The organism is Arthrobacter sp. NPDC093128 (genome assembly GCF_040683875.1).
In the GTDB taxonomy this organism is placed as follows: Bacteria; Actinomycetota; Actinomycetes; order Actinomycetales; family Micrococcaceae; genus Arthrobacter.
In genome coordinates, this window is sequence record NZ_JBFBEY010000012.1 from 74,540 (window position 1) to 97,737 (window position 23,198).

The window sequence follows — 23,198 nt, forward strand, 5'->3', positions numbered from 1 at the left end:
CTGGACTAAATGCTCCACACGGTGACGGGAATGTAGGTGATGCTGCATCCTGTGGCGGCCCTTGGTTCGCGGGCGGTGTCGGCGAAGGACATAAGTCGTGGGCCCGCGCCCTCGAGCGCGGCGGGCCAGGTGGCCCGATCGTCCCAGTCGAACGGGGTGTCGCTCGGTGCGCGGCTTCGCTCGTCGGGTGATGCTCGGGCGCCGAGAATCACCATCACGCAGGCCGGCCGACGGCTGGTCTCTGAAGCCTCGCCGATCTAAAACGACGAGGGCTCGGTCGCTCATTCTGGACAAGTTGCGCCCAGACCAGGTCGATGCCTTGGTCACCATCCTCGACCGGTCGTTCGCGCGTTGGATCCGCATCGCTCTGCGGCCCGCCACTGACACCCCAACCGTGGACTCGGTTTAAGTGAAACAGCAAAGCGCCCGGCCGGGATATCCCGGCCGGGCGCGTGGGGCTTATTCCATGCCGCCGGGAAGAACCGTGTCGATAGCCTCTCCCGAACGCAGGCGTCGCAGAATGTCCGGCTCAGCACGATCCGTTGTCAGTGCGAGGTCAACAATGGCAGCGGCATCCTCCGGCGAGAGAACCAGGACACCGTTATCGTCCGCCATCACGACGTCGCCGGGGTGCACCATCACCCCGCCGCACAGCACAGGAACATTCACGGCACTGTTGGCATCGAACGTGCGCTTTGCCGTGAGGACACTGGTACCGCGGGCGAACACCGGAAGCCCCGCGCTCCGGAGCTCCACGATGTCAGTCACCACACCGTCCACGACGATCCCTGCGGCGCCGGCGCATTGGGCTGCATAGGCGGTGACAGCACCCACAGGGGCATGAGTGGTATCATGCCCTGTTTCGATGACAAGGACATCGCCAGGCTCAAGAAGCGCCAGCGCCCGGTTCGTGGCGAAGGCATCCGCGGAGGCAATGCGAACGGTCACGGCCCGGCCAACAAGGTGAACGTTCCGGAGCATCGACCGGATGCCCGAGTCGAGGAACCCTTCCTCCAGGAAATGCCCGATGGTGGGAAAGCTCACGGACTGAAGCCGGCTGACCAGCTCGGCATCCAAGGCCTGGGTCAGACGAATTGTGCCGTTCATGAGCTGCTGCCCTCCTTCAAGACAGCAATGCACTGAATCTCGAAGGAGAAATCCCAGATCCCCACGCAGATCGACGTGAGTGCAGGTGCACGGAAACCGAAGACATCAGCATAGATGCGGCGATACTCCTCGTCCTGACTCTGGTCGGATAAATACACGGTCACGTTGACAACGTGGTCAAGGCTGGAGCCCGCCCCTTCAAGAACGGTTTGGAGATTGGTCAGCACCTGGCGGACTTTCCCGCCAAAGTCCGCCGGCCGATCGTCCGTTCCGGCGATCAGAGGGATCTGGCCTGTGGTGAAGACAAATCCCCCTGCAACCACAGCTTGGGAGAACGGTCCCACCGAGGCCGCCATACCTGGAAATGTAGCCAGTCGCGTCAGCATGCCTGCACCGCTTCCTGAGTAACTGAGACGAATTTCGGCTCATGCGTAAATGGGCCCTGGGGCGGTCCGTCCGCCACGAACGCAATGCACTCGATTTCCAGCGCTATGTCCCAGATGCCAACGCAGCATGAAGTGCGGGCCGGCAACGTTGACTCGAAAGCCTCGGCGTACACTCCGTTGTATTCAACCAACTGCTCCGGGTCCGTCAAGTAGGTGGTGACCTTCGCGACGTGGGCGAGATCAGAGCCCGCCTCAAGGAGAATGGCTTCCAGGTTGGCCAGGGTCTGGCGGACCTTTCCGGCGAAGTCCTCCGGCTGGTCCTGCATGCTGGTTCGGGCCGGGATCTGGCCTGACGTGAAGACCATTCCGTTTGCGACGACGGCCTGGGAATAGGGTCCAAGGACCGGAGCCATTCCTGGAGCGTTGGCGATGCGGCGAATAAGCGGTGGCTTTTGGCCGTGTGCCACCGCCGCTATGCAATGGATTTCGATGCTGTAATCGCTTTCGGACACCATAACTGTCGTTCTGGCAGGAAGGTTTTCGCCGAAGACGTCCGCGTAGATCTCGTTATATTCGGCCAGCCGTGGATCGGTGAGGAACGTCGTTATTTTCAGTGCGTGTTTCAGGCTGGACCCAGACTCTTCGAGAGTCGCGGCGAGGTTTTCCAGCGCCAGGCGGACGTCGTCGGCGAAGTTCCGGCTCTCGTCTTCAGGGACGGAGCGCAGCGGTACCTGCCCTGAGGTAAACACCAAGCCATTGGCCACGATGGCCCGGGGCGATGGACTGGAGCGGGCGTTGACGCCGTCCGGTGTGCCGATGCGGCGGATCATGCGCGGGCAAGTTCGTCGCGGTCGGCAACCTCGGAGGGAGCCTCGTGGATTGCGTCGATGTTGGAACGCAGCGTTTCAGTGAGGAGGAGCAGCGCTACGAGGGAAACAGCAGCCGAGCCGATCATGAACCATGCCACGGAGGACCCTTGGCCTGTGGCGTTCAGCAAAGCCGTTGTGGCGACCGGTGTAATGGCGCTGCCAAGGAGACCGGCGAGCATGTAGGCGACAGAGAGACCGGAGTACCGCACCCGCGAACCGAAGAGTTCGGCCAGGAAAGTCGCGATCGGTCCGTAGTTCGCACAAAATGCCGTCATCAGCAGGATGTATCCGAAGACCAAGCCGGCGAGGGAACGGGTGTCCATCAGCCAGAACAGCGGGAATGCGACCACGATCTCGGCTACTATCCCGCCGACGATAATCGGCTTGCGGCCGAACTTGTCTGATAATTTGCCGAAAACCGGGAGCATGATGATTCCCACCGCGCAAGCCGCCAGGACTGCAATCAGCATGTCATTCGTGGAAAACCCCAGCTTTGTCTTGCCGTAGGTCAGCCCGAACGCAACCAGAATATTGAAGGCTGTTCCGGTGGAAATAGTCGCCAGCGCGCCGAGAAGAACCTGCTTCCAATACTTTCGCAACAATTCCGCCAGCGGCATTTTTGCTTTGGCTCCCGCGTCCTTGACAGCCTGGAATGAGGGAGTCTCTTCGAGGGTCAGCCGAATGTAGAGACCCACAGCAACGAGGATGACACTGGCGAGGAAAGGAATCCGCCAGCCCCATGCAAGGAGGGCTTCCTCAGGCATGATTCCGGCGATGATCAGGAACACGAGGTTGGCGATCATCGTTCCGCCGGGGACACCGACCTGGACCAGGGATCCGTAGAATCCACGCTTGTCCTTCGGGGAATGCTCCACCACCATCAGGACTGCTCCGCCCCATTCCCCGCCCAGGGCCAGTCCCTGGATGACTCGAAGCAAGAGCAGAAGGATCGGCGCTGCGATGCCGATTGTTGCGTAGTCCGGCAGGAGGCCGATTGCAAACGTCGCGGCACCCATCGTCAACAGTGATGTGAGGAGCATCGATTTGCGCCCCATCCGGTCACCGAAGTGGCCGAAGAGGGCGGCGCCGGCCATTCGGGCGACATAGGCAGCAGCGAAGGTGCCGAACGCCAACATGGTTCCGACCAACGCATCAAAGCTCGGGAAGAAGATCTTGTTGAAAACAAGGGCCGAGGCGGTAGCAAAGAGGAACAGGTCGTACCACTCGACAGTGGTTCCGATAACGCTGGCTACTGCGATCTTTCGCATCTTGTCCGCTTTGGGACCGGACGTTGTTGCGGGTGGAGCAACGGATGATTGAGGCATGGCTCTTCTCCAACGTGAGAGGTGGCTGATGTGAAATGGGACCGATCGGTGCACTCAACTCTGGTGTGCGCCACATCACAATTCAAGAGAGTTTTTCCCCCGGTTGTGGGGTTAAAACGGGGCATATGCCCAAATGCCCGACGATGACGGGAACGGGTCGTTGTGGCGGTCGCGGCGAAGAGTGTCGTCGCCTGCGTCGTGCTCACTGTGGTGGTGTTCGGCCTAACCGCGCCCCCTCAGGGGTCGGTGTCCTGTCTGCCGCGTAACGTTCGCGGCCGGTGACAAAGTCCACTTGAGTTAGGTTAGCTTTCCCTTCTACTGTGCAGGGCGTGGATGTACAGCCAGACTTGGCCGGCGTCTCGTTCGCCGCCAAGCTGGCCGGCTTCGGAGACCGCCCCGCCATCAGGACCAAAGACCAATCAGTGAGCTACAGCGAACTGGCACGACGCGTGGAGGACACGACCCGTACCTTCGGCCCCGGCCGGCGGCTGATTGCCCTCGAGGCCGAGAACTCCCTCCCGTCCCTGGTGGTCTACATGGCCGCCCTGTCTTCCGGCAATCCATTGCTTATCCTGCCCACGGGCGGCGGGACGGCCACCGAGACGCTCGTTGCCGCGTACGATCCGGATGTCGTGGTCCGCGCATCCGACGGTGAGGCGGTACTGGACGTACGCCGGGAAGAAACCCGGCATGAGCTGCACCCGGAGCTGGCGCTTCTGCTGAGCACCTCCGGATCCACCGGTTCGCCCAAACTCGTCCGCCTGTCCGGTGACTCCGTGCAGGCCAATGCGTTAGCGATCGCCCAGTACCTGCACCTGCGTCCCAGCGACGCCGCGGCCACCACGCTCCCCCTCTCCTACTGTTACGGGATGAGTGTGGTGAACAGCCACCTCCTGGTGGGCGCGTCCCTGGCGCTGACCGACCTCTCAGTCGTGGACCCGTGTTTCTGGGAACTGGTCCGCACCGAAAAAGTGACCTCCTTCGCCGCCGTGCCCTACACCTTCGATCTCCTCGACCGGGTGGGATTTGAGCACATGGACATACCCAGCCTGCGCTACATTACTCAGGCCGGCGGGCGGCTGGATCCGGACCGTGTACGTTCCTACGCAGAACTGGGCCGGCGGCAGGGCTGGGACCTGTTCGTCATGTACGGCCAGACGGAGGCCACCGCCCGCATGGCCTACCTGCCCCCTGACCTGGCAGCAGAGTACCCCCACGCCATTGGAGTGGCCGTGCCCGGCGGATCCTTCAGGCTGGAGCCCGTCCCCGGTCTGGACGCCGGCGAGCTCGTCTACTCAGGTCCCAACGTCATGCTGGGGTACGCCGAACGGCCCGAAGACCTTGCCTTGGGACGGGTCATCACAGAGCTTCAGACCGGTGATCTGGCCAGTTGCGGGTCCAATGGCCTCTACGAAATCGTTGGCAGGCGCAGCCGGTTCGTCAAAATCGTGGGTCTGCGCGTAGACCTGGGCCAGGTCGAACGGCTGTTGGCCGACCTTGGCCTGACCACCGCGGCTACAGGCTCGGACGATGCAGTGGTCGCCGCGGTGGAAGGCAACCACGACCTTGCCCTGGTGGCCAAAACGCTTGCCCAGGACTTGGGACTACCGCGTTCGGCAGTGCAGCTTCATTCCGTGGACTCCGTACCGCGGCTCGCCAACGGAAAGCCTGATTACCCCGCCGTCCTGGCCCTGGCGACCCAAAATAATGACGGCGGCTGCGGCACTGTCACTGGACCGGAACCGGTAGCACACCCTGCTGACGTCCGGACGATCTTCGCGGAGGTCCTTGAACAGGAGGACATCGCCGATACGGACACATTCGTTTCGTTGGGCGGTGACTCGCTGTCCTACGTGGCAGCGTCGGTCCGGCTGGAATTTGCGCTCGGATACATCCCCAAGGGCTGGCACCTGATGCCTGTCTGCGAACTTGCGCCTGCCCCGCACCACCCGCAGAGTCCGGCGGCCGCGACCACAGGCGAGTCTGCAGGCCAGCCGGGCGGTCGGACTTCGCGCACTTCGCGGGGATGGTACCGGAGGATGCTTGTCCCCATGGAAACAGGGATTGTCCTCCGCGCCGTTGCCATCATCTTCATCGTCTCGACACATATAGGCTTCTTCCACTGGGAAGGCACCGCCCACGTACTCATCGCGGTCGCCGGCTATAACTTTGCGCGCTTCCAGCTGACCGGCACCCGTCGTGCCCGGCTCCGACGGCAACTGCGCAGCATTGCACGGATCATCGCGCCCAGCGTTGTGGTTATCGGCTTCGCCTTCGCAGTGACTGATACCTATGCTTGGGCAAATGTTTTCCTGCTCAATCCCCTGCTGGGTCCGGAGGGATGGACGGACTATTCCCGCTTCTGGTTCATCGAGATCCTGGTCCACATCCTGCTAGGTCTCGCCGCCCTGCTGGCGATTCCCGCCGCCGATCGTGCCCAGCGCAGATGGCCGTGGGCCTTCGCCCTGGCATTGATAGCCGTTGACCTGCCGTTGCTCTTCGACCTTGTCGACACCCGCTATCCGGGCCAGGGCCCAGTCCTATGGCTGTTCGGTCTGGGTTGGGCCGCTGCCGCGTCGCGGACGCTGTGGCAGCAGGCAGCCGTGACAGCCATTGCCCTGCTCACCATCCCTGAATCCTTCGACGACCAGTACCGTAGCGCAACGATCCTTGCGGGCTTCCTCATCCTGCTCTGGCTTCCCACCCTGTCCGTCCCGCGCGGACTCCACCGGCTGACCGCCCTGCTGGCAAGCGCGTCCCTGTACATTTACGTCACTCATTGGCTGGTGTACCCGCTCGTGGATCCGGCGCAGAAGGGCATGGCCGTCATCGCTTCCCTGGCAGCAGGCACCCTCTACTGGGCCGCAGCCACCCGGTCCATGGGCCTGGCGGAAAAGTGGCTCAGGAGACGCCAGATAGCACAGCTGAAAATACGGGCGGGAACCAGCCTGCACGTATGAGCACCCTGGCTAGCACCGCTCACTCGGCCTTGTCCTCTAGAGATAATCGCTGGCCCGTTCGCGGGCGATTTCCAGCAGCGTGGAGTGGAAGGCGACCTCTGCCGGGGCGTAGACCTTGTCTTGGCGTTGGGCCAGCAATACCCGCCGCAGGGGCGCGGCGGCCCCGAGACTGAGCACCCTCACGTCGGGGTGCTGGAGGGCCACGGCAGTTTTGGGCACCATGGCCACGCCCATTCCCACGCTGACCATGGCCTGCGCCTCTTGGTAATCATTCGCCAGGAAGCCAATAGTCGGCTCGAACCCGGCGTCGTGGGCGGAACGTTGCAGGACCTCCACCACCGGGTGCGCCTCAGCGCGGACTATCCACGACTCCTTGCGCAGATCCTCCATTTTCACTTCATTGCGGCCGGCGAGTGGATGCCCCTTGGCTACCAGAATCACAGTGCTCTCCTGGAAGACTTCGGTTACGCGGATGGACTCGTCGTGGAAGCGATTCCAGGGGTAGTCCCACAGCAGGCACAATCCGGTGACCCCGGACTCCAGGTCTGCCACGAGTTCGTCGAAGCGTGCGCTGCGCAGCGACAGGCTGATGGCCGGGTAGCGCTTCTTGAAGGTCCTGATGACGAGGGGCAGGAAGGACCCGGCGAGGGTGGGGAAGGTGCCGACGGTCAGGGACCCGCGATTGAGGCCTGCGATCTGGTCCAGATCGGATTGGGCTGCCCGCATTTGCCGCACGATCTTGCGGGCATGGCCCGCCAGCAGCTGTCCAGCCTCGGTGGGCACAACCCCACGGGAGCGGCGGTTCAGTAGCGGCTGCCCCACCTCTTGTTCGAGCTTGCGCAGTTGCTGGGAAACGGCTGACGGCGTGTACATCATCACCTCGGCCGCTGCCGTGATCGATCCCTGCTCAACGACCTCCACCAGCAGCGCCAACCGACGGATGTCGAATAAATCTTGACCTTCATCGTTAAGCAATGGTTCACCCTTCTGTGTGTTTGGTTTATTCTATGCAATCGTGCGCCATCAAGCGGCTGATTTTGTGACATTGTCGCGAAGATGCCCCGCAGCGACGAATGTGAAAGCCTGTCCTCGCGCTGGCTTAAGTATCCCTACATCCCCCATAAATTATTGAACATTGTCTTCATTTGTGATCCGGCTCATTCTATTAGCAGGCCCTGAACGTATGCGCGGCAACTAGGAGATGTAGGGAAACACGATGAAAATTGAAGCTGAATGGATGCGCGGAGGCACCAGCAAGTGCTGGGTCTTCGAAACGGAGCACCTGGACGAAGCCCGTACCAGCCTGGACGAGTTGCTGCCCCGGCTGTTCGGAAGCCCGGACCCCAGGCAGATTGACGGTGTCGGCGGGGCAACTTCGACAACCAGCAAGGCCATGATCCTACGCCGGGCCGCCGACGACGATGTTGACGTCGAATTCACCTTCGCCCAGGTCGGCATCGAAGAGGCAGCGGTGGACTGGGGCAGCAACTGCGGCAACTGCTCCGCGGTTGTCGGCCTGTACGCGATCGAAAAGGGCTGGGTGATCCCCCACGGGGACAACACCCGCATCGTCACCCGCAACACAAACACCGGCCAGATCATCGTCCAGCGGGTCGCCACTCCCGCAGGGGCTCTGCCCATCATTCCGGACGCTCAGATGCCCGGGGTTGCGTTCCCCGGCTACCTTGTCGGTCTCGGCTTTCAGGATCCAGCCGGCAAGACCACTGGAAAACTGCTGCCCACCGGTGCCGCAACCGACACAATAACCGCCGGCGGAACGCGCTGGACGGTATCAATGGTCGACGCCGGAGCGCCGGTAGTGATCGTCCGCGCTGAGGAGCTTGGCCTGGACCCAACCCGGTACGACAGCTGGGTCGCCGGGGTGGAGCTACAGCTGGAAACCCTGGAGCACATCCGTCGACAAGCTGCCGTGCGGATGGGGCTGGCACCAACGATCGGCGAAGCTGCCCGCGCCATCCCCAAGCTCGCAATCATCGCCTCCCCCACCCAGTCGGACCCGGCCAGCGACGTCAACGTCATGATGCTCTCGATGGGCAAGCCCCACCCGGCCCTGGCCATCACCGGCAGCATCGCCCTGACTCTCGCCGCACGGACCCCGGGCACCGTGCTCAACAGCATCACAGGCGACACGCCGCCGGCCACCCTGAGACTACGCACTCCCGCAGGAGTGATCGAAACCTGGAGCGAAGAGCGCGACGGGTCCCTGCTGGTCGGTGTCGACCGAACGGCCCGCACCATTGCCACCACTATCATCCACCTCCCCGAGGCCCTCGGCAGCGCCGTCGAAGCCTCACTAGCATCAGCCACTCAATGAGGAGCCTTGATCATGACTAAGAGTATTTACCAACCTGCTCCCGAGGCAGAGAGCGAAATCCGGGAAGACAGTCCTAAGCGTCCAGCCCGTCGCCGCCGTATCCTGCTGATAACGGTAGTCGCGATCGCGATCCTGGGTCTGGTAGCCCTCGTGTTCGGGGGTGCCATTTTCAACCCGGCGGCCACCTCGGAATCGGAGCCGACCATGACCGCTACACAGATCATCCCGCTGGTCATCCTCGTCGTGATGTTCGTCGTCGCCACGAAATGGCCGCTGAACATCGGCGTGATGGGCCTGGTCGCATCGTTCGGCGTCGGGTACTTCATGCTCGGAATGAGCGACAAGGAGATACTCGCGGACTTCCCCGCCAGCATCGTTCTGACGATCATCGGAGTCACCTACTTCTTCAGCATGGCCCAGCGGAACGGCACCATCGACATCATCGTGCAGACCTGTGTGCGCCTCGTCAGGGGCAAGACAATGCTGCTCCCATGGGTCTTCTTTCTTATGGCTGCCGCACTCACTTCATTGGGCACCTTCTCCCCCGCGGCCGTCGCACTTCTGGCGCCCGCTGCCATCGGCTTCGCCTACGAGTCGCGCATCCACCCCGTACTCATGGGTGCGTTCATCATCAACGGGGCCCATGCGGGCGGATTTTCCCCGTTGTCCGTTGCCGGCGTGCTGGTACACGACATCGCGCTGAAAAATGGCTTCCCGATCTCTCAAGGCGGACTCTTTGCCTCCAGCTTCGCCCTCAATCTCATCCTTTCGGCCCTGACCGTCGCACTGTTTGCCCTCTTAGGCAAACTGCGGGACGGCGAGGGTGCCCAGCATGTCGACGCTGACGCGCCCCGCACCACGCGTCCTCACGGCCAGCAAATCCTCACGCTGGTGCTGATCGCTGCGATGCTTATCTGCACCCTTGGCTTCCATATGCCCATCGGCTTCGTCGCCCTCTCCGCCGGCCTTCTGCTGGCACTGATCAACATCAAAGAACACCGGACCTTCATCGGCGGTATCTCCTGGTCTACCGTCCTGCTGGTGGCCGGCATGATCACCTATGTCTCGCTCCTCCAGCACGTCGGCGTCATCGACACCCTTGCTGAGCAAGCCCTCGCCCTGGGTGCGCCCCTGCTGATCGCACTGGTGCTCTGTTACGTGATTGGCGTCGGCTCAGCCTTTGCCTCCTCCACGGCATTGCTGACCGCATTCATCCCCCTGGCCGGTCCTCTCTTGGCGTCCAGTTCGCTGAGCGCTTCGGGAACTGTCGCTGCACTCGCCATCGCCGCGACAGTGGTGGACGTCTCTCCCTTCTCCACCGACGGTGCCCTCGTTGTAGCCAACGCCCGGGAGAATGACCGCCAACGCGTCTACAAGCAACTGATGATGTACGCCGGCGGAGTGGTTCTGGTGGCCCCGGCGCTGGCATGGGCCTTGCTGGTACCCACCGGCATCATGTGACGCGTGCTGCCGTTCCCGCACTCCATCGCAACAGGTAGCCCGAAAGCCGGGCGCGAGAACTGCGCAGCATGCACAGGAGGCAGGGTGACCACCAGGTCACCCTGCCTCCTCCCACAACCATCCCCGGTCATAGTCCATGAGCCCGGCCCGCCAGCAAAACGAGGGAAAGGGCCGCGCACTCAGCGTTGCAACAGGTCCGCGTGGTGCACCGCGGCTACGTTCGGGTGGGCCCGTAGCCGGTAGCGAAGGGCGTTATCCCCGTAGGTTTCCAGAATCGGGCTGTTCGTCGGGTCAGCTGACAGGCCGCGCGCCTTGGTTTGGAACTCAGGGCTCACCGCGAGCTGGGGCATCCTCGCGTCCAGTGCCGGGTTGTAGAAGAACGGAAGAGAGATCCTGTCGGTGCCGCGCGGCGGCGAGACCACGCGGTGCAAGGTCGCCTTCAGATAGCCGTTCGTGGCTAGCTCGAGCATCTCGCCGATGTTGACCACGAAGGTTCCGGGTACCTGAGGTGCATCAATCCAGGTGCCCTGGTACTCGACCTGGAGGCCGCCCTTGCCGGGCTCCACCAGGAGGAGTGTCAGCACCCCGCCGTCCCGATGGGAGCCGACACCCTGCTTGGGTTCCTCGTGCGATGACCCCGGGTACCGTACAACCTTGAGCATGGGGAAAGCCCGTGCGGCGAATGCCTCATCGAAGGTGTCCTCGGGCGCGCCGAGGGACACGGCCAGCGCACGCAGGAGAGTCAATGAGATCGTGCTCAGCCGCTCCGTCCACTCGGCGACAATATCCCGCATTTCGGGCAGCGCCTCCGGCCACAGGTTGGGCCCCTCGAGGCGCCAATAGTCCGCGACGCCCGGGCCCTGCGCCACCGCCTGCCGCTCTACGCCGATGTCGATCTGCTCGCGCCAGTCCACTGCACCGTCCGTAAGTTCCCCGCCGACACGGGTGTAGCCACGGAACTGCGGGCTGTGGACATTCTCGATCGCGAGCTTCTGCCCTTCGGGCAATTCGAAGAAGCGGCGGGACACGTCCAGCATTGCGTCCGTGAGCCCCTGTGGGACGCCATGGCCAGCCAGGTACAGGAACCCGACCTCATGCATGGCGTTGCGCAGTTCGTCATGAAACCGGGAAGCCTCCTCCGCGCCCGCGTTCAATCGGGAGAAGTCGACTACGGGCAATGTTTCGAGTGGCAACGTCTCCAGTCCTTTTCAGCGAACTTGGCAAGCCGGCGCATGTGTCTGCTTTCATGATACGGCCGGGCAACTACGCCGGGTATGAACGTGGCGTAAGACCACAACCGAAGAAGCCCGTCGGCACATTGCTGACGGGCTTCCCCATTTAGGAACAACAGTCGGTAGCCCGAGAGGTCAGGGAGTCAGCGCCCCTTCCGGAGTCAAGGCTGCAGGTGTCCAACGCAGGTGTGAGGTGGTCTCCTCCGAATCGAGTTCCCTCAACAGGGAAAGCCTCGGACGAACTGCGTCCGTACGGCTGCTTGGCGGTTTCCGGCGGCCGGCCCTGAACTGCGGAATCCACTCTGATCCGGGGCCCCGGTACTCCTGCTCGGCGGCCGCGTGCAGCGTCCACTGCGGGTCGTACAAGTGCGTGCGCCCAAGTGCCACGAGGTCGGCCCGGCCTGCAAGCAGGACGGAATTGACGTCGTCGTAGGTGGAAATGGCCCCGACCGCGATAACGGCTACGCCTGCGGGCTCGGCGACTTCCTGACGGATGCGGTCGGCGAACGGAGTCTGGTAGCTGCGGCCGAAGGCCGGCTTCTCCTCCTTGGCGATCTGCCCGGTGGAGACGTCGATGCCGGCCGCGCCATGGTCAATGAAGGCCTTGGCGATTGCAATCGAGTCATCTGAACTGTTGCCGCCTTCGATCCAGTCGGTCGCCGAAATACGCACGGTCATCGGCTTGTGCGCGGGCCAGACATTCCGGACCGCGTCAAAGACCTCGATCGGGAAGCGCAGTCTGTTCTCGAGGCTGCCTCCATACTCGTCCGTCCGGCGGTTGGAGATCGGAGAGAGGAACGATGAGAGGAGGTAGCCGTGCGCCGCGTGAACCTCGAGCAGATCGAAGCCGGCGTCGGCCGCGCGGCGGGCAGATTCCACGAAATCAGCCTTGACGCGGTTCATTTCGGCCCGATCAATGGCGCGGGGGACCTGGTTTTCCGGCCCGTAGGGCAGGGCGGACGGCCCGACTGGCTCCCAGTTCCCGGTTTCCAGGGGCTCATCGATGCCCTCCCACATCAGGCGGGTGGATCCCTTCCGCCCGGAGTGGCCCAACTGCACACCGATTTTCGCCGTGGACCGAGTATGGACAAAGTCCACGATGGACTTCCAGCTGTCCCGTTGGCTGTCCGTGTAGAGACCGGAGCAGCCGGGAGTGATGCGGCCTTCGGCGGAGACGCAGACCATCTCCGTCATCACGAGTCCGGCACCGCCCAGTGCCTTGGATCCGAGGTGCACCATATGGAAGTCCCCGGGGATCCCGTCCGTGGCGGAGTACATGTCCATCGGAGAGACCACAATCCGGTTCTTCAGTTCCAGCCCGCCGATGCTGTACGGCTGGAACATGGCCGGGGCAACCGTGGGCAGGCCCTGCAGTTCGGCAAAATTGCGGTCCACGGCTTCGGCGAATTCCGGGTCGCGGAGGCGCAGGTTTTCCTGGGTGATCCGGCGGGAACGGGTGAGCAGGTTGAACGCGAACTGGGTGGGCTCCTGGTCTTTGTACTGGCTGATCCGTTCAAACCATTCCAGCGAGGCCTGTGCGGCTCGTTGAGTGGATTCAACCACAGGTCGCCGCTCCAGCTCGTAGGCGGACAGAGCGGGCTCGAGCTCCCGGTGTTCATGGAGGCAGGCTGCCAGGGCCAGCGCGTCTTCCATGGCGAGTTTGGTGCCCGAACCGATGGAGAAGTGGGCGGTGTGCGCGGCGTCGCCGAGCAGGACGATGTTGCCGTGGCGCCAGCTGCTGTTCCGCACAGTGGTGAAATTCAGCCACTTGGAGTTGTTGGCCAGCACTTCGTGGCCCTGCAGCTCTTCTGTGAAGATGCGCCGGATCTTCTCAATGGCTTTTTCATCGGAGGCCCCGGGCGGGAACACCTCGCCGGCAGTCTCGTCAAAGGCGGCCGCCTCCCACACATCAGGGGACATTTCAACAATGAAGGTCGATCCCTCATCTGAGTACGGGTATCCGTGAATCTGCATGACGCCGTGCTCGGTTTCCTTGACGAAGAACTTGAACGCTTCGAAAACGAGGTCGGTGCCCAGCCACATGAACTTGTTCGGTCGCGGGTCGAGGTTGGGGCGGAAAGAGTCGGCGTACGTGGCGCGGATCTGCGAATTGACGCCATCGGAAGCCAGCACCAGGTCGTAGTCGGCCTCGAGCTCCTGGATGGGCGGGGCGAGCGTGCTGAACCGCACGTCCACTCCAAGTTCCAGGCACCGGCGCTGCAGGAGTTCCAGCAGTTCCTTGCGGCTCATCGCGGCGAATCCCTGGCCGCCCACGGTCAGGGTCTCCCCGCCGAAGTGGATGTCGATGTCCGACCAGCGTGCGAAGCGGCGGCTCATATATTCGGCGACCACAGGGTCGGCGTTTCCGATGCCGCCCAGCGTCTCGTCGGAGAACACCACGCCGAAGCCAAATGTGTCCGTGGCTGCATTGCGCTCCCAGAGCGTGATGTCGTGGGAAGCGTCAAGCTGCTTCATCAGTGCTGCGAAGTACAGGCCCCCGGGGCCGCCTCCGACGATTGCGATCTTCATGGATCGGTCCCTTCTAGGCTTGGGTTGCGGCCGCGTCGGCCAGGTGGTTGTTTTCGCTTTCGAGGTACTGCCGCAGCCGGAAATGCTGCAGCTTGCCGCTGGGATTGCGGGGCAGTTCCTCGACGAAGCGGATATCGCGCGGGTACTTGTACGGGGCGATCGTGAGCTTGACGAAGTCCTGGATTTCCTTGCGCTTGGCCGCATCTGCCTCCACGCCTTCCCGCAACACTACGAACGCGCAGACAACGCTTCCGCGCTCCGGGTCAGCGCGGCCGACTACCGCATTCTCCAGAACGTCCGGATGCTCGTTGATGGCCGCCTCCACTTCCGGTGCGCCGATGTTGTACCCGGAGGAGACGATCATGTCGTCCGAACGTGACTGGTAGACGAAGTAGCCGTCCTCGTCCCGGACGAACGTGTCACCAGTGACGTTCCAGCCATTCCAGACGTAGTTGGACTGCCGCGGGTCATCCAGGTAGCGGCATCCGGTGGGGCCGACCACCGCTAGCCTGCCGGGCTGGTTAGGGCCCAGCTCGACGCCGTTGTCGTCGAGGATAGCCGCCCGGTATCCGGGGACGGCTTTGCCGGTAGCTCCAGGACGGCTGTCCTCGCCGCGTGCGGAGATGAATACGTGAAGCATTTCAGTGGCGCCGATGCCGTTGATGAGCCGGACGGCGGTGGCATCATAAACGGCCTGCCAGGTTTCCTTGGGGAGATGTTCGCCCGCGGACACGGCGATGCGCAGGCGGCTAAGTAATTCTCCGCGGCCGGCCTTCAGAATGGCGCGGTATGCGGTAGGCGCAGTGAACAGGATGGAAGCCCCGGCGTCAGCCGCGTTTTCCGCAAGTTCTACGGGCGCCGCCCGCTCCGTCAGCAGCGCGGAGGCGCCAAACCGCAGAGGAAACACCACCAGGCCGCCGAGTCCGAAAGTGAACGCGATTGGCGGAGACCCGGCAAACACGTCGTCCGGGGTTGGCTGCAGGATGTGGCGGCCAAAAGTGTCGGCGATCGCGAGGATGTCCCGGTGGAAGTGCATGGTGACCTTCGGGTCGCCGGTAGTTCCCGACGTCGCGCCCAGAATGGCGACGTCGTCTGCCGCGGTTTCGACATTCGTGAAGCTTCCGCTCTTGGCGGCGCACCGCTGGACGAAGTCTGCCTGGTCCGTGCCACCGTATGCCAGGACAGTCACGGGCTCACGTTCGGCTGCTGAGGTAAGGTCGTCCATGAAACGGCAGTCCGAGACTGCCAGGACCGGTCGTGTGAGCCGGATAAGTGTCGCCACCTCAGCTGCCCGCAGCATCGGCATGGTGGTGACAACCACCGCGCCCGCCTTAAGCACGCCCAGCCAGGCAGCGACGAGCCACGGGTTGTTCGGGCCGCGCAGCATGACCCGGTTGCCCGGCATCACGCCGAAGTCCTCGGTGAATACCTGGGCGGCCTGGTTGGCGCGGAGCTGCAATTCAGCGTAGCTCCATGCTGTGCCGTCCGGCGTCAGGAGGGCCGGACGGTCGCCACCGAATTGCGCTACGGCGTCATCGATGAGAACGGTCGCCGCGTTCAGCTGCTCGGGGTATTGAAGCTCGGGGAGGGTGAACTCCAGTGCCGGCCAGGTCGAGGCCGGCGGCAGGTGGTCCCGCGTAAATGTATCCACATGGGCCGATGTCGTCATGGCCACTCCTTCTAAGGTTCTTGCTTCTGATGTCGGATTAGGATCCGGGACGGATCATGCCCTCTTGGGCGACAGTGGCCAGCAGACGGCCGTCCCGGTTAAAGAAATGCCCGAGAGCCATCCCCCGGTTGCTCTGCCCGGAAATGGCCTTCTGTGCGTACAGCACCCATTCATCCAGGTGTCCATCGCGGTGGAACCACATGGAGTGGTCCAGGCTGGCCGTGGTCAGGCCGGGAGAGGACCAGTGCAGGCCCTGGGCCCGGAGGAGTGGTTCCAGGATGGTGTAGTCACAGACATAAGCCAGGGCTGCACGGTGCAGGTTGGCGTTCATTCGCCGGTCTCCGAGGTCTGGCAGAGCATCGAAAGCCTTCACCCAGATGGCCTGGTGGGCCTCGCGGCCGCCCTCGACCTCCACGTAGACGGGGCCCGGGACGTGGCGCATGTCGAAGCTTCGCCCGGTGGACCAGTACTCCGCGGCAGGGCTATCGACGCCGGCCAGAACCTCGGCTGCGCTGCGCAGCGATTCCGGATCGAGTGTGGTGGCAGCCGGTTCCGCGGGAACGGCGGCCTGGTAGTCGGACCCTTCTTCGGGGACCTGGAAGGATCCCATGGCCACAAAGACGGTCTTACCGTTCTGGTAGCCACGTACGCTCCGCGTGGAGTAGCCGCGGCCATCGCGCAGGTGCTCCACCTCGTACCGCACGGTCGCCCCGACATCCACGGGACGCATGAAGTAGCTGTGCATTGAATGCAGCGCCCGATCATTTTCCACCGAGCGCATCATGGCTGCCGCCGACTGTGCCACCATGTCTCCGCCATAGGCTTTGGGCCAGGGAACGAACTGGGTGACAGCCTCGTAGGCTTCCTGATGCACCTGTGCCGGAACCGGGGTCAACTCCACAGCACGGAGAAACGTGGCTGAGCTCAGCGTCTTGGCCGGCGTTGTGGCATTCATGGCGCTATGCCCGCCGGTATCCGTCGAGGATGTCATCAGCAACGTCTTCAAGATTGACCACGATGTTCTCCGGCGTACGGGTGGTGAGCCAAACCAGTTCCTCTGTAACGGACATGTTGGCCTCCACATGCGGCATGAACGGAGGGACGAAGACCCAGTCACCTGCCTTCATGTCCTGGTATTCGGAGAAGTTTTCGCCGTAGTAAATGCGTCCGTGGCCACGCAATACGTAACCGCCGGTCTCGGCTTCGCCGTGGTGGTGAGGCAGGGAACGGTAACCGGGGACGTTGGAAACCTGTCCGAACCAGATCTTCGTGGCCGGTGTGTGCTGGATGGAGACGCCGGACACGCGGATGCAATCGCCGGACTGCGCGGTGTTGGTATCTTCCTGCCCGGCCCGGGTGACAACGGGGACGACCTTGCCGTCAGGGCCGGCGTAAATCGAATTGTCGCCCTCGGTCAGGTACTCGGTGGTGGTGGTCATGGTCTTCACTCCTTGATAGCGGTGGTTGCGATAACGGGCGTGCGCTTGGCGGCAGCGCCCTCGTTTTGATGGATCCGGATCGTATTCTCCAGGCGTCCGATGCCAGGAATTTCTGTTCTCAGGACGTCTCCGTCCTCCAGGAAGCGCGGGGGGATCATTCCCATGCCCACTCCCCCGGGTGTGCCCGTGAGGACGAGGTCCCCCGGGCGGAGGATGGTGAACTGTGAGATATAGGACAGCAGGCGCGCAGGACTGAAGACCAGCGTTCTGGTGTTCCCTGCCTGTACCAGCTCGCCGTTCACGTAGCCGCGGACCTCAAAGTCTCCGGTGACGTCCTCGTCCTCGGGTGTGACCAGGACCGGCCCAACCGGAGTTGTGGCATCGAAGGCCTTTCCTTGGAACCACTGCAGTGTGCGGTTCTGCCAGTCGCGCATGGACACATCGTTGGCCACGGTGTATCCGGCGATCGCCTTCTGTGCCTGCTCTTCGCTCGCCTGAAAGAGGGCGCTTCCGACGACGACCGCCAGTTCGGCTTCCCAGTCGACTTTCTCGCTTCCCAGGATTTTGATCGTGTCCGTAGCGCCGGTGAGAGTGTCCGCATGCTTCGCGAAGAGGGTCGGGTACTCGGGAAGATTCCGGCCCATCTCCTGAATGTGGTCACCGTAGTTCAAACCGCAGCAGATGACCTTGCCGGCTTCGGGTACCAACGGCGCAAACACAGCGCTGCCGGCGTCGAACACCGCCCGGCCAGCGCCCGATCGCTCAACCGTGGCCTCAACGTTAGCCCGCCAGTTCGGATCGGCCAGGAGTGCTCCAACGTTCCGGTAGGGCAGCGGCAGAAACGCATCGGCGCCCAGGCCGATGACCGCCGTTGTACCGTCCCCGCTGGTGCGGAGTGTGGCCAGTTTCATCCGTCTGATTCCCTTCGATCTGTGCTGACTTGTTTGAGAATTTTGATATGTCGACTTTTTTACGATCGTCACATATGCTCAAGGTAGCACGACGGAAAGGATTCAAACAAGGGTCTTTTTCGCTAGCAGGATCCACCACTGACTTTCAGGAGGAACAACCATGAGCAAGACGACCATCAACCCCGAAGCACTGCCCAAGCCGTCCGGTTACGCCCACGGCGTCCTTGCCGGAAACGCGGTCTACCTTGGGGGCCAGACCGCGCTGGACCGCGACATGCAGATCGTCCCGGGCGGCATTGTGGAACAGTTCAGGCAGGCATTCTCGAACGTGCTGACCACCCTGACGGCAGCCGGTGGTCATCCCGAAGACCTGGTCAGCGTCACCATCTACCTGACCGACGTGGATGACTACATGGCGCACGGGAAGGAAATCGGACGGATCTGGCGCGAAATGGCAGGCTCGGAATACCCGGCAATGGCCGGAATCGGAGTAACCCGCCTGTGGCAGAAGGAAGCCATGATTGAGATCCAGGGAATTGCCGTCGTCGGGGACCGCTGACGTCAGCCGGACGTTAGGGACTCCAAAGGCGGGGAGCTCCCCAAATCTGGACAGGAACCTCCGACGAAACCCTCGGCTCCAATCGGGCCGGCGGCTTTGCCGGAGGTTCCTTTTCTGTGCCGCAAATCCGGCACCACCGGGCGGGGACCCCCGCTACTCCACTCCCGCAGAGGCAACCGCATCCACGACGGCGGCAGGCCAGGGTTGTGCCTTCTGGAACCCGGGTGGAACGTGGGCCACTGTCACCGCCCCGAAGGCAGCCAGGCCGCCAGGCCATTGGCCGTGCGGATGACCGTGGACTTCAAAGGCATAGGTCATGGAGGTCCTGCCCAGCTTGGAGATGCCGACCGTTGCGGTAATCCCCTGGCCGAACCAAAGCTTGGACTTGAAGTGGATCTCCTGGTGGATGCGGGGCACGCTCGGAAAGTAATCAGGCAGCTGGAGCGTGCGCAGGAAGAGCTCGGCCTCGGCGGATTCAACCCAACGCATCACTGCCGAGTTGTGCTGGTGGCCGGACGCATCGGTATCCACCCACTCCACCGTGCGCTCGATACTGGCACGGGGATTCGCTCGGGACATGGCATCCACAGGGGCTCCTTTCGGTTCCGAGACTCAGGATATACCAATTTTGACGATCGCAATCGTTCGAACATAATGAGTTATCGCGAAGTCTTTACGACCGTCACCAGAACGGCATATACTGAGTGCATCCTGCATGCATGGGCGGAGACATCGAGTGCTCCGTCCCATATGCACTTCACAAGGAGACGACGATGTCTGATTCACGCTTTGAAGAGAACAAGGAAACTGCACACGAACTGTCCATGAGGATCGTGCTCGAGGAAGAGTTCAAAGCCGTATTCGGGGGCACCACACCCGTGACCACTCCATGGGCGGGCCTGACGTTCATTTAGACGAGGTTCAGCTTGCCAAAGGCCTGCCGAGGTAGCCTAAGACTGTAACTGAATCCCGAACTATTAGAGGTAGAACTGTATGGCCAAGGCCGATGCCGTCCCCGACGTTGCCCCGATGCCGCGCCATCAACACCTGATCGTGACCATCTACGGTCTATATGCCCGCACCCAGGACGGAACTTTTGCTGTTGCCGACCTGATACAGCTGTTGAGCGACTTGGGAGTCGAGTCGGCCGGCGTGCGGTCTTCAGTGTCGCGGCTAAAGAAGCGCGGAGTCCTGGAGAGCCTGAAACGTGGCGGCCTGGCAGCCTACCGGCTGTCCCCCGAGCTCGAAGATGTTTTCAGAGCCGGCGATGAACGCATTTTTTCTCCCAGCAGGGCCAAAAAGGACGACGCTTGGCTCCTGGCATCCTTTTCGGTCCCCGAGGCGCAACGGCACCTCCGGCACAAGCTGCGAACCATCCTGACCCGTGTCGGTTGCGGTCAGGTATCTCCGGGATTGTGGATTGCTCCGGGCCATCTGGCGGATGAGGTGGATCAGCAGCTTCGGCGGGCCGGGCTCATGGACTATGTCGACCTGTTCAAGGCAACCCACCTGACAGAGGGCCATATCCACGAGAAGGTAGGGCAGTGGTGGGACCTGCCCTCGCTGGAGGCGCTGTACACGGACTTCCTGGAGCGGCACGAACCTGTCCTGCGCCGGTGGCTGCAGCTTGAAGGCGAGGACTCCGACTCCCCCGAGCTGCTGAAGCAGGCCTTCGCCGACTACGTCCCCATGGTCACCGAATGGCGCCGGTTGCCCTACATGGACCCGGGCCTTCCCGAGGAGTTCCTGCCCGATAAGTGGCACGGACTTGCCGCCCAGGAGCTCTTCACAAGGCTGCACGAGCTGCTTGGCCCGAAGGCCCAGCGCTACGCGTTGTCCGTCGTCGGAGCGAGTTAGTACGTGCAGCCCGGCTGTCGCCGGGAAGGGGCCGGACCGGTGATGCCGGACCCGACCCCTTCACTGCAATAACGCGGCCCCTCCTGCGGCCGAACCTGCTCGGCAGTCAGTGGCCTTGGAATGCCTCCGCCAGCCACCAGGATCCGCCATCAGAGGCAATCTTGGCGTCGATCACGATAGGGCGTTCCTGCTGTCCATCCCGGTAGGACGTAACCCAGTCCCGCACCGGCTGCAGGTCATCCAGGGTCCGTACTGTGACGCCGTCGGCGCCGTATCCCCTCGCGATGGCCGCGATGTCGGTTTCCGGGAACGATACCGTGCCCAGCTCTGCCGCATCGTGATGTTCAGCAAAGTGGTGGACCTCGGCGCCGTAAGCGGCGTCGTTGTAGACAATGCAGACAAGGGGCAGCTTGAGGCGTACGGCGGTTTCCAGCTCGGCGATGCCCATGAGGAACCCGCCATCGCCCGCCCCGAGGACCGGCAGGCGATCCGGGCGGGCCACGCTCGCCCCTATGGCCGTGTACAGTCCCAGGCCGATCGCCTGGAAGGCCTGGGTGAAGCAGAAGCCAAACTCGTCCGGTACGGCCAGATACTGGCTCGGGTAACCCATGAAGTTGCCCGAATCGACGGCCACGATCCTGTCCGCCGGCAGGATCGAATCGAGCTCGCGGCTGATCACCCGCGGATCGATGGAGGACTCCGTGGACAGATCCGGTGTTTCAACATCGCGCCACCGCGAGCCCCGCTTGATGGTCAGGGCATTCTGCTCGGTGCGGTACTTTTCCGCGGCGGCGGGCTGAACCCTTTGCAGGGCCTCCAGGGCATCTTCGGCCACCAGGGCCGAGTCGCCGAGAAGACCCAGCGTAACCGGCCTATTGGCTCCCAGGGAGGCATCTTCGACGTCGATCTGCACCACCTTCGTGCCGGTGGAAATCAGCCGGCCATGCCGCATGGTCCACATGTTCAGCGTGCAGCCCCATCCGACAATCAGGTCCGCGCCACTGATGAGCTCAGCGGTGACCGGGGAGGAAAACCCTCCGGAAATGCCCAGATTATGCGAATCGCCGTTGAAGAGGCCACTGGCGACGGCGGAGGTCGCCACAAGGGCCCCCGCGTGCCGGGCCAGTGCCAGGATCGAGTCACGCGCACCCCGCCCGCCGCGTCCGGCGACGAAGACGGGACGGCGGGCTTCGGAAATGAGGGCCACCAGCTTTTCCACGCCGGCAGCATCAGGCCGGATGCGTGACGGTACCTGAATCCCAACAGCGCCAACCAGGTCCGCTGCCGCAGCGTTCTGCACATCCAGCGGCAGGTTCAGGACAACGGTACGGCGCTCATTGACTGCGGTGCGGAAGGCCCTGACGGTGTCTGCGATTGCCGTGTCGGCTGAATGGATCCGTTCGGCCACTGCCCCTACACTGCGCACCAGCGCGTCCTGGTCGATCTTGAAGTTCGACCGGACCGCAGCCGCCTGGGTGTCAGCAGTGAGCACGATCAGGGGCGTACGGCTCTTCGCCGCCTCGCCGATTCCCGTGATGGCGTTGGTCAACCCACACCCTTGGTGGGTTGTCACGACGCCTACCTTCCCCGACATCCTGGAGTAGGCATCAGCCATGGTGGCCGCTCCGCCCTCGTGCCGGGCCGCGGTGTAGGGGACGCCTTCCTTCATCAGGGCATTGGTGACATCAAAATTTCCGCTGCCCACCACCCCGAACACATGCCCAACGCCCAGCCTCGCCAACGTCCTGCCCACCAGGGCGGACACTTGCACTTGCCCGTTCATGAAGCCTCCACCAATGCGTAGACGCGGCTGGGACTGCCCGTTCCGCCCACGATCGGCAAGGGAGCGACCACCAGCGTCGCTCCTACTGCCGGGAGCCGATCAAGGTGCCGGAGTGATGTCACCCCGTATTTGTCCGCCCCGAGAAGGAAGGAATGGACCGGGAACATGGGATCCATACTTGCCGCCTGCCCGGCATCGATACCGACGGTTTCGACGCCGAACCCGCTGATTCTGTCGTTGCCGGCAATCCACTTGGCGCCGGCAACAGAAACGCCCGGAGTGTGCGGGCCGTTTTCGTCAGCGTTGACGAATTCCGCCGCGTTCCCCCCGCGGGCGGACCACCCGGTCCTGAAGATCACCCAGCAGTTCTCAGGCAGTTGCCCGTGCTCTTCTTGCCACTGTTCAAAATGCTCCGGTTCGAGCAGGAAATCCGGGTCCTGCGCAGCCTCCGCACTTTTGTCGATCACGACGGCGGGGCCCACCAGGCGCCGGGGCTCAATCCGGTCCACCGACTTTCCCTCGCGGCCGGTAATCCAGTGGATGGGAGCATCCAGGTGGGTCCCTGCGTGCTCTCCGACAGTCACGTCGTTCCACGCCCAGGCAGGACCGGCGTCGTCGAAATTGCTCACCGGCGAAAGCGTGAGGCCAACCGTGTTGGCCAACGGCTGGGGCAGGCTAAGTATGGGGGTGTCAACGCTGAGAGGCGTCGTGAGGTCGATGACTTCTATGGAGCCATCGGACAGGGCTGCCGCCAGCCCGCTTAGGACAGACATTTA

At 63.0% G+C, this 23,198-nt stretch carries 21 protein-coding genes; 6 read left to right on the forward strand and 15 right to left on the reverse strand.

Going from position 1 to position 23,198, the window contains the following annotated elements; translation table 11 throughout:
- Window positions 1-5 precede the first annotated feature (5 nt).
- The 5 genes from AB0N24_RS15355 to AB0N24_RS15375 all read right to left on the reverse strand — a co-directional run bounded on the left by AB0N24_RS15355 (window position 6) and on the right by AB0N24_RS15375 (window position 3,687).
- The gene (locus AB0N24_RS15355; protein ID WP_364125849.1) at window positions 6-218 is read right to left on the reverse strand and encodes a hypothetical protein; all 213 of its coding nucleotides are present in this window, start codon (window positions 216-218) and stop codon (window positions 6-8) included.
- A gap of 241 nt (window positions 219-459) precedes the next feature.
- Complete coding sequence (locus AB0N24_RS15360) at window positions 460-1,107, reverse strand: RraA family protein (protein ID WP_364125851.1); 648 nt, start codon at window positions 1,105-1,107, stop codon at window positions 460-462.
- Window positions 1,104-1,493, reverse strand: a complete 390-nt coding sequence (locus tag AB0N24_RS15365; protein WP_364125854.1) for a RidA family protein — start codon at window positions 1,491-1,493, stop codon at window positions 1,104-1,106. Before AB0N24_RS15365 ends, AB0N24_RS15360 begins: the two co-directional genes overlap by 4 nt.
- A complete protein-coding gene (locus tag AB0N24_RS15370) occupies window positions 1,487-2,323 on the reverse strand; it encodes a RidA family protein (protein ID WP_364125856.1) in 837 nt (278 codons plus the stop codon). Before AB0N24_RS15370 ends, AB0N24_RS15365 begins: the two co-directional genes overlap by 7 nt.
- Window positions 2,320-3,687, reverse strand: coding sequence for an MFS transporter (locus AB0N24_RS15375; RefSeq protein ID WP_364125858.1), 1,368 nt, complete (start codon window positions 3,685-3,687; stop codon window positions 2,320-2,322). Before AB0N24_RS15375 ends, AB0N24_RS15370 begins: the two co-directional genes overlap by 4 nt.
- Before the next feature lie 329 nt (window positions 3,688-4,016).
- Between AB0N24_RS15375 and AB0N24_RS15380 the strand changes: the two genes are divergently transcribed.
- A complete protein-coding gene (locus tag AB0N24_RS15380) occupies window positions 4,017-6,647 on the forward strand; it encodes an AMP-binding protein (RefSeq protein ID WP_364125861.1) in 2,631 nt (876 codons plus the stop codon).
- Between the two features lie 36 nt (window positions 6,648-6,683).
- Here the strand turns inward: AB0N24_RS15380 and AB0N24_RS15385 are convergent, their stop codons facing one another.
- On the reverse strand, window positions 6,684-7,622 hold the full coding sequence (locus tag AB0N24_RS15385) for a LysR substrate-binding domain-containing protein (RefSeq protein ID WP_364125863.1): 939 nt from the start codon (window positions 7,620-7,622) through the stop codon (window positions 6,684-6,686).
- A 241-nt stretch (window positions 7,623-7,863) separates the two neighbouring features.
- Between AB0N24_RS15385 and AB0N24_RS15390 the strand changes: the two genes are divergently transcribed.
- Window positions 7,864-8,982 (forward strand): PrpF domain-containing protein, encoded by a 1,119-nt coding sequence (locus AB0N24_RS15390; protein ID WP_364125865.1) that lies wholly within the window; start codon window positions 7,864-7,866, stop codon window positions 8,980-8,982.
- A gap of 12 nt (window positions 8,983-8,994) precedes the next feature.
- On the forward strand, window positions 8,995-10,443 hold the full coding sequence (locus AB0N24_RS15395; RefSeq protein WP_364125868.1) for an SLC13 family permease: 1,449 nt from the start codon (window positions 8,995-8,997) through the stop codon (window positions 10,441-10,443).
- A 179-nt stretch (window positions 10,444-10,622) separates the two neighbouring features.
- Here the strand turns inward: AB0N24_RS15395 and AB0N24_RS15400 are convergent, their stop codons facing one another.
- From AB0N24_RS15400 to AB0N24_RS15425, 6 genes are all read right to left on the reverse strand, one after another.
- Window positions 10,623-11,636: a 2-oxoglutarate and iron-dependent oxygenase domain-containing protein gene (locus AB0N24_RS15400; RefSeq protein ID WP_364125870.1), complete on the reverse strand. Its 1,014-nt coding sequence runs from the start codon at window positions 11,634-11,636 to the stop codon at window positions 10,623-10,625.
- 174 nt (window positions 11,637-11,810) lie between these two features.
- Window positions 11,811-14,204 (reverse strand): bifunctional salicylyl-CoA 5-hydroxylase/oxidoreductase, encoded by a 2,394-nt coding sequence (locus tag AB0N24_RS15405; protein WP_364125872.1) that lies wholly within the window; start codon window positions 14,202-14,204, stop codon window positions 11,811-11,813.
- Window positions 14,205-14,217: 13 nt separating this feature from the next.
- The gene (locus AB0N24_RS15410; protein ID WP_364125874.1) at window positions 14,218-15,879 is read right to left on the reverse strand and encodes an AMP-binding protein; all 1,662 of its coding nucleotides are present in this window, start codon (window positions 15,877-15,879) and stop codon (window positions 14,218-14,220) included.
- A 31-nt stretch (window positions 15,880-15,910) separates the two neighbouring features.
- A complete protein-coding gene (locus AB0N24_RS15415; RefSeq protein WP_364125877.1) occupies window positions 15,911-16,828 on the reverse strand; it encodes an acyl-CoA thioesterase domain-containing protein in 918 nt (305 codons plus the stop codon).
- A 4-nt stretch (window positions 16,829-16,832) separates the two neighbouring features.
- On the reverse strand, window positions 16,833-17,312 hold the full coding sequence (locus AB0N24_RS15420) for a cupin domain-containing protein (protein ID WP_364125879.1): 480 nt from the start codon (window positions 17,310-17,312) through the stop codon (window positions 16,833-16,835).
- 5 nt (window positions 17,313-17,317) lie between these two features.
- Window positions 17,318-18,223, reverse strand: a complete 906-nt coding sequence (locus AB0N24_RS15425; RefSeq protein WP_364125882.1) for a fumarylacetoacetate hydrolase family protein — start codon at window positions 18,221-18,223, stop codon at window positions 17,318-17,320.
- A gap of 160 nt (window positions 18,224-18,383) precedes the next feature.
- Between AB0N24_RS15425 and AB0N24_RS15430 the strand changes: the two genes are divergently transcribed.
- Window positions 18,384-18,782, forward strand: coding sequence for a RidA family protein (locus AB0N24_RS15430; RefSeq protein WP_364125884.1), 399 nt, complete (start codon window positions 18,384-18,386; stop codon window positions 18,780-18,782).
- Between the two features lie 153 nt (window positions 18,783-18,935).
- Here AB0N24_RS15430 and AB0N24_RS15435 read toward each other — a convergent pair whose 3' ends face one another.
- Window positions 18,936-19,361, reverse strand: coding sequence for a thioesterase family protein (locus AB0N24_RS15435; RefSeq protein ID WP_364125887.1), 426 nt, complete (start codon window positions 19,359-19,361; stop codon window positions 18,936-18,938).
- A gap of 194 nt (window positions 19,362-19,555) precedes the next feature.
- Between AB0N24_RS15435 and AB0N24_RS15440 the strand changes: the two genes are divergently transcribed.
- Complete coding sequence (locus AB0N24_RS15440) at window positions 19,556-19,696, forward strand: hypothetical protein (RefSeq protein ID WP_364125890.1); 141 nt, start codon at window positions 19,556-19,558, stop codon at window positions 19,694-19,696.
- Window positions 19,697-19,775: 79 nt separating this feature from the next.
- The gene (locus tag AB0N24_RS15445; protein WP_364125893.1) at window positions 19,776-20,639 is read left to right on the forward strand and encodes a PaaX family transcriptional regulator C-terminal domain-containing protein; all 864 of its coding nucleotides are present in this window, start codon (window positions 19,776-19,778) and stop codon (window positions 20,637-20,639) included.
- A gap of 106 nt (window positions 20,640-20,745) precedes the next feature.
- On the opposite strand, the gene AB0N24_RS15450 is transcribed toward AB0N24_RS15445, so the two are convergent.
- Both AB0N24_RS15450 and AB0N24_RS15455 read right to left on the reverse strand, forming a co-directional pair.
- The gene (locus AB0N24_RS15450; protein WP_364125896.1) at window positions 20,746-22,422 is read right to left on the reverse strand and encodes a thiamine pyrophosphate-binding protein; all 1,677 of its coding nucleotides are present in this window, start codon (window positions 22,420-22,422) and stop codon (window positions 20,746-20,748) included.
- On the reverse strand, window positions 22,419-23,195 hold the full coding sequence (locus tag AB0N24_RS15455) for a cyclase family protein (RefSeq protein WP_364125898.1): 777 nt from the start codon (window positions 23,193-23,195) through the stop codon (window positions 22,419-22,421). Before AB0N24_RS15455 ends, AB0N24_RS15450 begins: the two co-directional genes overlap by 4 nt.
- Window positions 23,196-23,198 lie beyond the last annotated feature (3 nt).

Bases quoted from the DNA above. Each gene is read 5' to 3' on its own strand.
- AB0N24_RS15360 (WP_364125851.1), bottom strand. From the start codon at position 1,107: ATGAACGGCACAATTCGTCTGACCCAGGCCTTGGATGCCGAGCTGGTC.
- AB0N24_RS15365 (WP_364125854.1), bottom strand. From the start codon at position 1,493: ATGCTGACGCGACTGGCTACATTTCCAGGTATGGCGGCCTCGGTGGGA.
- AB0N24_RS15370 (WP_364125856.1), bottom strand. From the start codon at position 2,323: ATGATCCGCCGCATCGGCACACCGGACGGCGTCAACGCCCGCTCCAGT.
- AB0N24_RS15375 (WP_364125858.1), bottom strand. From the start codon at position 3,687: ATGCCTCAATCATCCGTTGCTCCACCCGCAACAACGTCCGGTCCCAAA.
- AB0N24_RS15390 (WP_364125865.1), top strand. From the start codon at position 7,864: ATGAAAATTGAAGCTGAATGGATGCGCGGAGGCACCAGCAAGTGCTGG.
- AB0N24_RS15395 (WP_364125868.1), top strand. From the start codon at position 8,995: ATGACTAAGAGTATTTACCAACCTGCTCCCGAGGCAGAGAGCGAAATC.
- AB0N24_RS15405 (WP_364125872.1), bottom strand. From the start codon at position 14,204: ATGAAGATCGCAATCGTCGGAGGCGGCCCCGGGGGCCTGTACTTCGCA.
- AB0N24_RS15415 (WP_364125877.1), bottom strand. From the start codon at position 16,828: ATGAATGCCACAACGCCGGCCAAGACGCTGAGCTCAGCCACGTTTCTC.
- AB0N24_RS15420 (WP_364125879.1), bottom strand. From the start codon at position 17,312: ATGACCACCACCACCGAGTACCTGACCGAGGGCGACAATTCGATTTAC.
- AB0N24_RS15425 (WP_364125882.1), bottom strand. From the start codon at position 18,223: ATGAAACTGGCCACACTCCGCACCAGCGGGGACGGTACAACGGCGGTC.
- AB0N24_RS15430 (WP_364125884.1), top strand. From the start codon at position 18,384: ATGAGCAAGACGACCATCAACCCCGAAGCACTGCCCAAGCCGTCCGGT.
- AB0N24_RS15435 (WP_364125887.1), bottom strand. From the start codon at position 19,361: ATGTCCCGAGCGAATCCCCGTGCCAGTATCGAGCGCACGGTGGAGTGG.
- AB0N24_RS15440 (WP_364125890.1), top strand. From the start codon at position 19,556: ATGTCTGATTCACGCTTTGAAGAGAACAAGGAAACTGCACACGAACTG.
- AB0N24_RS15445 (WP_364125893.1), top strand. From the start codon at position 19,776: ATGGCCAAGGCCGATGCCGTCCCCGACGTTGCCCCGATGCCGCGCCAT.
- AB0N24_RS15450 (WP_364125896.1), bottom strand. From the start codon at position 22,422: ATGAACGGGCAAGTGCAAGTGTCCGCCCTGGTGGGCAGGACGTTGGCG.
- AB0N24_RS15455 (WP_364125898.1), bottom strand. From the start codon at position 23,195: ATGTCTGTCCTAAGCGGGCTGGCGGCAGCCCTGTCCGATGGCTCCATA.